Origin of the sequence: Bradyrhizobium sp. th-b2 (genome assembly GCF_000426785.1) — a bacterium.
Classification (GTDB): Bacteria; Pseudomonadota; Alphaproteobacteria; order Rhizobiales; family Xanthobacteraceae; genus Bradyrhizobium; species Bradyrhizobium septentrionale.
Window position 1 is genome coordinate 1 of sequence record NZ_AUGA01000116.1, and the last position, 10,403, is coordinate 10,403.

Sequence of the window (10,403 nt, forward strand, 5' to 3'; positions counted from 1 at the left end):
CCCGCGGCGGCACAGACGGCCCAATCTCGACCGGCACCAACGGCGCTACACTCGTTTCACCGTGCTTGCAAAGCTCTTTGCGCCACCTGAACAGCTGGCTCACATGAAGGCCGGCCATGCGAGCCACCTCGGAAACAGTGGCTCCGGGCTCGAACGATGCTGCAACTAGCCGTTCCTTCTCATCCTGTGACCACCGACGCCGCCGCTCGACCGATGTGATCACCTCTGCCCGCGAAATCGTCATAGCGCTTCTCCTAGGATTACCCCTAGGACCTGCAGCGCTCGCGTCCGTCAAACAAGGCGGCCCTCAATGGAGGGATACCGCCGCGAGTCCGACCCAAGGTTAGTAGTCGCTCCGCCGAAGCAGATAATGTCCTTACCTTGCCGTGGACATGGTCGCTCAGCGAACCTGCACCTAGTTCGCCGAAATCTCGATCGCATACCGGACAAACGTCACTGATAATAAACGAAGTCAGTTCCGCCAGTGCCGCCCGAGGCTGCCTGCAGTACTGGGCAAGCGAGCGACTTCCCGATCTATTGTCTCGCGCTGGCGCAAGGCAACATCGCGCTCATCCTGCGCTGAAGCGTGCTGCGCTATGTCAGCTCGCGCTTGTGATGCGCGATCAGACAACTCTTTCTGCTCGATGCGCAGACGTGTCAATGCCGCCTCGGCGAACCGCTCCGGGTCACTTGGCAACGAGACTTTGGGTAGAAAGGCCTCAACACGAACGCGAACGGATCTGACGCGCGGGCCGTATTCGGCCTCCCAGCGTGCAAACGCTCCGGCGGCATTCACCGAACCAACCGGAGTGGCAAAAGCGATGGACAGAGCCCTCTGCGCCGCGTCGATTTCTCGTCGGATCGAGGCAAGCCTCCGCTGCTGATCTGTCAGGCGCGCGAGTGCGTCGGAATCATCGCCCTCCGACAGGGTTGCCTCCACGTCGTCTAGCGTATCCTCCCGCACCTCAGCGGAGAGCTGAAGTTCGGAGCAAAGCGTCGCAAGTTCGCTTAGTCTGGTCAGGACTTGATCATTCAACTCCCCGCGCGCTTTGCGCTCGTCGGAGAGAAGTCGGTCGAACCGGACTTTGTCGTTCTCCGCAATTACCCAGCCATCCACGATCTTGCGTACGTTGCGGACATCCGCCAGCGGCTTCAGTCCAGCTTCCAGAGCGTCCAGTCGATCAAGCCCCAGCAGCTTGCTGACGAATTGCGCCAAAGGCGATGCGGCATCGTTACCGGCATCCTGATAGATCTGCAGCAGCTGGCCGAGCAGAGCTTGCGGCAGGAAAGCCCGCTCCCGGAAGAAGGTAGCACGCCTATCGTCAAGCGCCGCAATGGACAGCGAACCAGTTTCATTAAGCACGGCCTTGAAGCTCTGTTCTGAGGCCCCGGCCAATGCCTTGAGCAAGACGATGATGGACAACGCGATATTCCCGTTCTGAATCTGCCCAGGTGATTGCCAGGCGCGCCTTGGGATCGCAAAATCGGTCCGGTCAAACCAGCCCGTTTGCGCGAACTAGTAGTGAGCCGATCATGTCGCCGGAGAGCCTTCGAAGTGCGCCGATCCGCTTAGCGAGATCAGCAATTAGGACAACACCGTTGCCACTTAGTGCATAAAATGTCGCACGGACCGCGCACTGAGTGTAAACAGTGGCTCAGTGCAAATAAGGTTGTGCTTAATGAACTAGAGGATCGCTCCGTGGGAGCGTTCTGGTCGCGTTCGTACACCGTCACGTATCCAGGTGAGGTTGCCATGCACGCCAAATTCTTCAAAGCGCGTTTCGGCCTTCTTTACTCCCTTATTGCCACTGTTGTTCTGCCCTCAACTCAAGTCTCCGCGGGTGACGAGGCATTCATCGTGCTGCCCGGCGAAACAACCCGCTACAGCGGACAGCAAGGCCGAGAGGGAGATTTCACCGAACTATTGGCAACGGCTGATAAAACTGGGGGGCAACTCGGCTTTTTTCGTCAAACCATCGCACCCAAGAGCGGCCCCCCTACACACCTGCACGAAATGGAAGCTGAGTTTTGTTACGTTGTGAGCGGTCAGTTCAACTTTAAACTGGGCGAACGCATTGTGAGCGCCCCCGCCGGCGCCTTTGTCTTCATTCCTCATCACACTCCGCACACGTTTCAGAACGTCGGGACGGAGCCCGGTGTATTGCTGTTCGGCGTGACGCCCGGTGGATTCGAAAAGATGTTCGCCGAGCGGCAGGGTGTCGATGCCGAAACGAACCAAAAGCTGATGGCAATGCACCACATGAAAGTCGTGGGGCCGCCTCTTCGATAGGTGCCCACCATTGAGCGTTCCCCCGTGAGGCCGCAAGCCGCCCGGTTAGACCAGGCCGTTTGCGCAGACAAATCTAGTTGAGGGGAGTTGGAGAGGCCGGTGAGTGCATCGATCCTACCAAGGTTCGTTCAGTCACCTGAAGTCCCAGCGCCTTCTCCCGAAGCGCAGGGATTTGCTTTTGCGCCAAGGCGATTCGCAGGTGCACTGGCGGACACGGCCGCCCGTCTCGTTTGGTTGTGGTTGTTAAGACCGCCGAGGCTTGGCTCGGTGTCGCCGCCGTCCTCGTCGTCGGCGCCGCCGAGCTCGCGGTCGTCGCCGCTGCCGCCCGCGCCGGCCCCGGGCCGCCCATCAGGCCAGCCAAGCCACGGCTCATCGTCGTCTGGCTCTCGCTCCGATTGGACGTACTCCTCACTCCGATCGAGGAAATCGATCAGACGAGCAATTGGCGCAGGAAGCAGGCTGACCTGCCATCGCGTGCCGAGGCGATCAGGCGCCTGGTTGAGTTGACGCTAAAGGCCAAGGGCAAGTGAGGGTGGACCATGAAGCCGCTAATCGGACTTGTCGCGCTGCTCTTTGCGACTAGCGCCTTTGCTCAAGCTGCTCCACCGAAAGCGGCAAAAAGGCCGCCCATTCATGTCAGGCCGCAAACCCCAATGGGTTGCAAACTGGTTGGAACGGTCAGAGGCACCAAGCTCTGGGCGGGTGACTGCGCCGCCTCGGAAGCCGCGCCCGTTGCTCCGCCACCATCTCCGGCTGCACCGCCACCCAGCGACGTCTGCCCACCCGGAGAGAAGCAGTAAACGGTCCAACGCTCTACCGCCGTCACCGTTCGATCTTCTCATCGTCCGCGAGGTCGCGCTCGGCTTGCAGCCAAAAATCTAAGTCGCGGCCGGCTGGCCGGCCCGCCTCTTGCCAAAGCTGACGCGCGCGGGCGCGTATCTCGTCTTGTTCACCTCGCCGGGACACTAACCGCTGAAGCCTTTGCCTGATGTCCTCGGCAAAATCGCGTATCCGCTCATAGGTCGTGCGATCCGTCGTGACCGCGGCAAGCCGTTTCGCCCTTTCGAGCTCGCGCTCCAATCCCAGGCGGTTGTCTTTCTCATCCCTGAGCATTCTCCGTATACGAAGTAGGACGCAAATTGTTCATTTAGAAGGTTTCTGACGTGCGAGTTTGGTCACGAGGCGGTCCCCGTCCCAGACTTCCACCGCGTGCTTGTCTGTAAACTTGGTTGCCAGCGCGATGGCTTCCGCATCGCTGCCGCAGATCAGGTCCTCACGACCAATCATGTGGCCGTGCGTCCCGACGAAGTAAGCCCGGTAGCTCGGTGCAGGCGAACTGGACATTGGCGTGATGCACCCCGCTGCGGCTGGCAACTTACCTCTCTTCTCGGGAAGTCCGGCATGGGGATTAGTCAGGGCTGACCTGCGCTATTCGATCCGGAAAACGGACGGGCGCGGGAGCTGCTGGGGGCGTGAGAGCCTTGGCGACGACGTTGCCGGACGACACACTGCCGTCCATCCACCATCCATCGGTCAAGGCAATCGTCACGCAGCTATATCGCGCTAAAAATAAAACCCATGAGCAACAGCGCCAGCAAAACAGTTGCTCCTGCCACCATCTTCACATTGCCTGTTACTCACCACTTCGCGGACTGGTTCATATGTCAGCCCGGGAACTGCGGCTGAATAAGCGATGCTATCATCATGGCGGCGATCAGAATCGCTGGCCCGCAGCTGACGAAAGCAGCTAGCCAAAGCTCCGCATCGCGATAGATCTCGTAATTGTCTTGCATGGCGGGTTCTCCTCCAACAAGTCCGAATCATCAACGGACAGATCTGGAGGGCGTTCCCAATGTTGCAGGATGATCCTCCAAGCCGATTCCGTTTTGCTCAAAGAAACGGTCCCAGCGAGGGGGAACAAGCCGGAGCCAAGTTAGCGCGATTTGCTATCCAATGCCGGATGAAGCGGGCGGCATTGAACGCGCATTAACCGGCGCCGAGCGCGCTTCGTTCCTGTCTGAACGTGTCAGCAATAGAAAGCGGCCCCAGCACCCTTGGAGAGCAATGCTGGGGCCAATCCGGATCGCCGAGCCGCTGCTCACCGAGACCAGCGGGCCGTTACTAGGGCTGGAAAAATAGGAAATGAAAATTACGTGCCCCGTTGTTCGGATCATCCAAATGATCTGCGGTTCCGCTAATATCATATGTGAATCTTTGGCGAAAAAAGCTGCCATCCTGTCAGCTGCCAGTGCCTATCCTGGGCGGCACGTCTACCGAACGAATGATCGAGCCTCGCTTGCCACAGACCGTGCATGTGAACCGCGGCTCGAGATCGGACAGACGCACCACTCGTCTGGCCATCGCGCTGCGTCCATTTGGACGTTGTGAGAGCACCGATAGTCTTTGCAAAAGACAATGATGCGCGTGGCGCCCGTTTCGCGCATTTCGCCGAACGTGATCTTGGTGGGGTAGTCTTTCATGCGGGCAATTACAGCGCTCGCTGGCGAGGATCGCAACCCACGAGAGCTAGCGCATCGGTGATGCTTCCGGCCCAGGGCGTCGGTCAAGCCGTGAGTCTCTGACTAGTTCAAGTGGGCTGAGAGTTCCAAGTCGCCAGCCGCTGCTTGATCTGCTCGGCTTGTTCCTTCGTCAGCTTCTCGGCCAAGCGGTAATCCTTTAGGTGCGCCGGCCCCTTGAGCTCTCGATCATAGACCATCCAGTCAATGCTTCCTCTCCGGACGAGGAACCTAGCCTGTATCGGTGCCATGTAATTCATCGTAAACTCCGTCAGCAATTTCAACGCCCGCAATAAACTTCACGAATATAGAATAGCACCTCGTCTGCGATGCTCTTGTGAACCTACACACAGCGGAGAAATGCGCGCGGTGCTGATTCGAGTATGGGGCGTCCGAAACCCCGCCGCTGTTCCTTTTTGAACACCTCCTGAAGAAGTCGATGAGCCGGGAATTGCTGACGGAACCAGCACCGAGCGAAAACAGTTGACTCGTCAGGGAGATTCCTATGACACGAAAAAATCAGACGCCACCTCGGTCGAGCACAATAGATGCCGTTACTGGTTCCGGCGCCGGGCAGGTTCCTGTCCACCCGCACGACTCCGGCAGTCAGGCAAACGAAACCGTCGACGGACTCGACGCTAGCACCGAGTCGCTTCGGCACGCCGCCGAAGATACGCCTTCGGGGAGTCGCTCAAGCGATATCGAGAAAACGCCAGTATTTGACCGGGCCGGTGTTGCGCCGAAAATCTGAGCGACGGTTTAGATGAGGCATTCGTTCGGAATTTGATGCCGCTCGGTGCCGTTGCCGATCAACAAGATTGCCGCCACGCACCCTCCGTCAACACGATGGATTGGAGCGGTCAACGATGACGAAAATAAAGGACCAGCGCCCTTGGGCAGATCCTGAGAAAGCTGCCCGCCGGATCCTGCAGCGTGCTCGAGAATTCGAACCTATTCAGGACCGCAGAATTTACATTGAGAAGGTCAGCTGGCCCCTGCTTTACCTCGACAAAGCCTCGCCTCCCGAATTCTGGGCGGGCTTACGATACGCAATAGACAAGGGCTGGCTCGAATATCACGAGAGCGGGACCTACGTGAGGATATTGCAGGCTGGGAACGACCTGTTCGCGCAGCCGTAGGTTTAGGCGGCGTTCTCGGTAGGACTACTGAAGCCTATTCACTGTTCTAGGCATTATAAGTTTCGATAGGTCGCAATTCGTTCCGCGAGTTGCGAGAATAGGTCTGAAATAAGCATCTCTTCCCTCCAGACAGGCACACAGTAAGTCCATCACCGCCCCAACCCGTGGCTTATATCGGTGATGAGAACGCCCGATCGCGCTCCCGCCTTCCTCTAACGGAATGGAGTGCGCCATGTCCTTGAATCGACATCACACACACACTCAATCACTTGAACAGCGTCTTGACATCCAGGCAGAGCGGCTCCGCAAGGAGGCCCGAGGAACTCCCCCAGGCATCGAGCGCCAGCGCCTAATCCGCAAGGCTCGTCTGGCCGAAACCGGTTCACAGTTGAGCGACTGGCTGCGGTCGCCGGGTTTGCGAGCGCCGACATGAGGGCTGGAGGAACACCGTCCGTATTTATTTCAAGCGGGCGGCGTAACTTTGTCCGGGCCGCCTCAGTGTTGTCCCGGAATCGCCCGGGTAGTTGTCTTCCGTGATCTTGCCCTTGCCATTGCAGGTCTTGCATTTGACCGGATAGATTTTGTGCCCCGCCTGAGCAGGAGGCTCAACCGGCGGAAAGCCCGTTCCATTGCAGGCCGGACAGATTCGCTCTTTGATCTTCGGCTGCATTTGAAGCCTCTCCGGCCGCCTCAGTTGGCGGCCTCTTTCAATAGAAAAACGCTGCCCCCCATTCAATTTGGTCGCGAGCCTGTTCGCATAAAGACGCCCAGAAATACTCCCGCGGAAGTAATCCGTTTGAGCCATGAACCATGGCACGCTTTGTGCTCACTCCTCACATGTCGGGGATTTTGCGCATCTTCCCTGGGGCTAGACCCAACGCCGCCAGCAGCAATTTTAAGCTTGGCGGCGTTGTTGTGCGTAAGCTTAGACCATGCCCATCCGAAAGCCGCTCGAGATCACGCCGGAAACCGCTTTTCAGTTCGCAGCGGAAATGAAGGCCTATCACTCGGAACGGGACGACATCCGACGCGATCTGATCGCGGTCGGCACCCGACATATGCTGTTGCAGCACATGCCGGCCGGCACCAAGCTTCGGTTGAGCGAGGTCAAGGAATTGTTTGGGTTGATGCGATGAAAACTGTCTGGATCTACACGGACGCTGCCAAGAAAGTCGGCGACGAGGATCACATCAAGGTCTTCGCGACAATCGAGGCCGCTGAGAAATGGTTCGAGGAGAACGATCCCGAGGGTATGGCGTTCGAATACGAAGTTCTCGAGTGAAAACCCTCCGGGCACCGCTTTCCCGCCCGCTTAGGTTGCGGTACAGTACGCCCGTTCTTTTAGGCGTTTAAATGAACAGCACCGATTTTTCATCTCCACACCGCGCAGGACTCGCCAATGTCAGCGCACGGACCTGGATTGGCCTAGCCGTAGCCGCAGCTACGACACTCAAAACGAATCAACCTATACCAAATCGACGATACCAAGATTTGTGAAATGCCTGAATTCCAGATGCCAGCAAGGCGGCCTCGACCTACAGCATGTCGCAATGTTCTCATCTGACGGTGAGCACACCTATTATTGCGGAGGACATGAGGGAAGTCCTAAGGGTCGCAGAAAGGGAAATCCCTGCACCAATTCGTTCAAGGTGACCGTGCAGGTAAAGCGGAAATCAGACCAAGCCTAGAGACACATCGCAGCAGATGTCTTCTCATCTATCCTGAACACGCCCCGCCAGACCGCCCTGCTCGCCCTGTCCCGCCAGCCGATGCCTCTGCTCCGGCGCGAGCCCCGGCAGCGAGAACAAGTCCGCCAGAGGCGGCTACATTCTGAAGGAGGCCGAGGGAGGCGGGCGCAAGCTGACCATCCTGAGCACCGGCTCGGAAATTCACCACGGCCTTGATTGCCGTATCGCTCTTGTTGCCCATCGCCTACGAATTCTCAATCAGCCGAAGGCTCCGCTGGCGCTCTACGCCGGCTTTCTCGTGGCCGGGAGCCAGGAAGATCTGGCAGCGGTGACAATTTGGGACGCGGCTCGCTGGCTGGTTCGTCTGGGACTTTAGCCCGACGCTTGCGGCTGACCACAAGGCCAATCAGGCCGACCACTACTAGCGTGGCTCCCGCGATGATAAGCCAGTGCGGTAATTCCAGCCATCCCATTGCGGTCTTAATCATATCCGCTCACTTCTTTTTACCATCTAAATCAGCCAGACACGCCCTTGGCGAAATCAATCACCTCGCCCGAGTCCGGGGGAGTAGGTGGCGCTCGTCCAACGATAGAGGCTTTCTCTTAATTCGCTCGTGCGACGGACAAGACGCAGTCCTATCCGAAGCGCATCGCCCACAAAGCGATCTGGGTGGAGCCGGAGGAGTTGGCCGAGATCGAGTACCGCACCAAATCCGCGGAGAGTAAGTGCGGCACCGATTTTGTTCGCGGCGTGCGGGAAGATCTGCGAATATGAAAAATGTTTGGATCTGTATCAACACCGGCAGAGACTTAGGTGACAAAGACTAACGTTGTCGTGTTTGCGAGCTTCGACGCTGTAGAGGCTTGGTTAGAAGCAAACGGTGTCGCATTCAAATATATGGGAAGCAAGAATTAGCCGCTTACTCGGCGGGCCTTTCCTTGGCTTTCGGCTCGCCTCGGTTCTCGGCTGTCTGCTCCTTATCTCCAGGCTTCTTCCCTGCCATGTTACCGGGATTGAAATGATACTTGCCAACCGGATTTTCCGCCGGCCTCCTTCTCATTGGGGTTTTTGTTACTTTCGTCCGTCATATGACGCGGTCCTTCGAAGAGAGGTGGCGTGCCGCGGCCCGGAACGCTCTCAAGCAGCAACAAAAGGCTAGCTTACTCGTTCCTAGCAGGGCCGAACACGCACTTGCTGAATCACACGATGAGCTGGCATTGCTTTGGGAACAATAAGCGACGAACTTTGCTTACTCAGGCAGAAACCATCCTATGAGTTGATCCAATGAATATTCTTCCCGTTGATCGTACGCTAACGATATACGGCGTGCTCGTCGACCGTTGCGAGACGAAGGGAGCCCGTGAACAGCTTTCACGGTTTCTGATGAAACTCTATATCGAAGGCGAGAGGGATCAACACCGATTGACCGTGCACGGATTATCGTATCTGCGCGAAATGAACTGTAGGATCGATTCTATCCACTGAACAGGTGACCTCCTGGCCAAGCTAGCGCTTTTGCGTTTGACGCTGGATCCGCAGGGACGTGCGTCGCACAATCTTGGCAGCGCCAGCAACTGCCCTGGATTGCTCTTTTTAGATAGTGCCGTCGTGCGTTGCGCGCACCAAAGCATTGGACCTGCTTGATAGGCTGCAAGCTCATGGGGCCAACCGATAGCGATTTGGGTATCGCGCAACTCGTTGTGGTTGTTAAACTGGCTTCGCGCGACGCGGCAACGAACGCAGCGGCTTGCTTTCTTTGCAAGCCGCCGCAATGTTCTTAGCGAACTGCCCCACCGTAACGCCGCCGCTCCTCGCGAATCTCTTCCGCGCCATACGGCTGGCTGGCCGGATCGAACGATGTCCAACCGGCTTTCTGCCAAGCTGCACTACGATCGCGCATGTTCACGGAGGACTCGTCGAGAATTGTCTCAAGACGAGACCGCTCCGCGTCCGCTACGCGCGCCGACACGAGCGTACCTCCGCGACGGACTCCTTCCGCGTAGGTGCCCGCGTCCGCTTTTGAAACGCCGGCCTCCGTGAGCGCTCCGACAATTCCGCCCGTAGCTGCTCCCGCGGCGGCACCAACCGCAGTCGCGGCCAGCCAGCCGGCTGCGACAACGGGCCCAAGACCAGGGATCGCGAGCAAGCCGAGGCCGGCAAGAAGACCGGCGGCGCCACCCAGGCCCGCACCAATGCCAGCTCCCTTGCCAGCACCTTCGGCGCGATCGTCGACACCATCGCGGTCACGATCCACCTTCTTGTCGACGCTGAACCAGCTATCCGAATTGTTGGCAACGATGCTGATGTCCGAATGCGGCAGGCCGGCAGCCTCGAGGCGTCGAACAGCCTGCTGGGCGTCATTGTATTTGTCGTAAAGACGAGAAATCGTAATGGTCATTTTGTATCCTTCTTGGCCGAACTACTTGGCCGAATTGACGTTGCCTTGAAAGTCGATGCTTACCGCAGTGGCCGATCCGCCTTTGCTGGCCTGGCCGCGCCAAACGCCGTTGTCGTCCTTCTTCAGTTCGGTGACGTTGGCGTAGCCAGCATCCTCGATCTTCGATTTGGCTTGCCCTTCGGTGAAACTGTTGCGACCCGCGACAGGAGCGTCGGAGTTGTTCTGACCGGCACTGTTGACCGCGTTGTTGTTCGGTCCGGACTGCGCCGGCGGATTTTGCGCTGAGGCCGGCAATGCCGTGGCAGCCGCCAATAAAGAAATGCAAACGAAAAGGAACGGGCGTTTCATGCTTGTCTCCAAAGTGTGAGGAA

General features: G+C 58.0%; 14 protein-coding genes and 1 pseudogene. 6 read left to right on the plus strand and 9 right to left on the minus strand.

Annotation, left to right across the window (positions count from 1 at the left end):
* Positions 1 to 244, minus strand: a 244-nt coding sequence (locus K359_RS0144375) for a transposase (protein ID WP_029084838.1), incomplete at its 3' end; no start/stop codon positions are given.
* A gap of 228 nt (positions 245 to 472) precedes the next feature.
* Complete coding sequence (locus K359_RS0144380; protein WP_029084839.1) at positions 473 to 1,423, minus strand: hypothetical protein; 951 nt, start codon at positions 1,421 to 1,423, stop codon at positions 473 to 475.
* A gap of 330 nt (positions 1,424 to 1,753) precedes the next feature.
* On the opposite strand from K359_RS0144380, the gene K359_RS57965 reads away from it, so the two are divergent.
* Together K359_RS57965 and K359_RS0144390 are read left to right on the plus strand one after the other, a co-directional pair.
* Positions 1,754 to 2,290 carry a cupin domain-containing protein gene (locus K359_RS57965; protein ID WP_051346784.1) on the plus strand — a complete coding sequence of 179 codons (537 nt, stop codon included), beginning with the start codon at positions 1,754 to 1,756 and terminating at the stop codon, positions 2,288 to 2,290.
* 236 nt (positions 2,291 to 2,526) lie between these two features.
* A complete protein-coding gene (locus K359_RS0144390) occupies positions 2,527 to 2,820 on the plus strand; it encodes a hypothetical protein (protein WP_156929046.1) in 294 nt (97 codons plus the stop codon).
* A gap of 292 nt (positions 2,821 to 3,112) precedes the next feature.
* Here the strand turns inward: K359_RS0144390 and K359_RS0144395 are convergent, their stop codons facing one another.
* The 4 genes from K359_RS0144395 to K359_RS0144410 all read right to left on the minus strand — a co-directional run bounded on the left by K359_RS0144395 (position 3,113) and on the right by K359_RS0144410 (position 5,066).
* Complete coding sequence (locus tag K359_RS0144395) at positions 3,113 to 3,403, minus strand: DUF2934 domain-containing protein (protein ID WP_029084841.1); 291 nt, start codon at positions 3,401 to 3,403, stop codon at positions 3,113 to 3,115.
* A gap of 30 nt (positions 3,404 to 3,433) precedes the next feature.
* Positions 3,434 to 3,634, minus strand: a complete 201-nt coding sequence (locus K359_RS0144400; RefSeq protein WP_029084842.1) for a hypothetical protein — start codon at positions 3,632 to 3,634, stop codon at positions 3,434 to 3,436.
* Between the two features lie 320 nt (positions 3,635 to 3,954).
* Positions 3,955 to 4,083 carry a hypothetical protein gene (locus K359_RS65990; protein ID WP_256375215.1) on the minus strand — a complete coding sequence of 43 codons (129 nt, stop codon included), beginning with the start codon at positions 4,081 to 4,083 and terminating at the stop codon, positions 3,955 to 3,957.
* 794 nt (positions 4,084 to 4,877) lie between these two features.
* Positions 4,878 to 5,066: a hypothetical protein gene (locus K359_RS0144410; RefSeq protein WP_051346785.1), complete on the minus strand. Its 189-nt coding sequence runs from the start codon at positions 5,064 to 5,066 to the stop codon at positions 4,878 to 4,880.
* Between the two features lie 606 nt (positions 5,067 to 5,672).
* On the opposite strand from K359_RS0144410, the gene K359_RS0144415 reads away from it, so the two are divergent.
* Entirely contained in the window at positions 5,673 to 5,945 is a 273-nt protein-coding gene (locus K359_RS0144415) for a hypothetical protein (RefSeq protein ID WP_029084844.1), read from the plus strand.
* 457 nt (positions 5,946 to 6,402) lie between these two features.
* On the opposite strand, the gene K359_RS62480 is transcribed toward K359_RS0144415, so the two are convergent.
* A complete protein-coding gene (locus K359_RS62480) occupies positions 6,403 to 6,615 on the minus strand; it encodes a hypothetical protein (RefSeq protein ID WP_156929047.1) in 213 nt (70 codons plus the stop codon).
* Between the two features lie 262 nt (positions 6,616 to 6,877).
* Between K359_RS62480 and K359_RS55655 the strand changes: the two genes are divergently transcribed.
* The 3 genes and pseudogenes from K359_RS55655 to K359_RS65240 all read left to right on the plus strand — a co-directional run.
* Positions 6,878 to 7,081 (plus strand): hypothetical protein, encoded by a 204-nt coding sequence (locus K359_RS55655; RefSeq protein ID WP_035978278.1) that lies wholly within the window; start codon positions 6,878 to 6,880, stop codon positions 7,079 to 7,081.
* A complete protein-coding gene (locus K359_RS63810) occupies positions 7,078 to 7,227 on the plus strand; it encodes a hypothetical protein (RefSeq protein ID WP_165127666.1) in 150 nt (49 codons plus the stop codon). The genes K359_RS55655 and K359_RS63810 overlap by 4 nt, the downstream gene beginning before the upstream one ends.
* 1,031 nt (positions 7,228 to 8,258) lie before the next feature.
* Positions 8,259 to 8,408 (plus strand): annotated as a pseudogene (locus K359_RS65240) (DNA ligase); the annotation flags it as partial.
* 1,003 nt (positions 8,409 to 9,411) lie between these two features.
* Here the strand turns inward: K359_RS65240 and K359_RS0144435 are convergent.
* The gene (locus K359_RS0144435; protein ID WP_029084846.1) at positions 9,412 to 10,032 is read right to left on the minus strand and encodes a general stress protein; all 621 of its coding nucleotides are present in this window, start codon (positions 10,030 to 10,032) and stop codon (positions 9,412 to 9,414) included.
* A gap of 21 nt (positions 10,033 to 10,053) precedes the next feature.
* A complete protein-coding gene (locus K359_RS0144440) occupies positions 10,054 to 10,380 on the minus strand; it encodes a hypothetical protein (RefSeq protein ID WP_029084847.1) in 327 nt (108 codons plus the stop codon).
* Between the last annotated feature and the right edge of the window lie 23 nt (positions 10,381 to 10,403).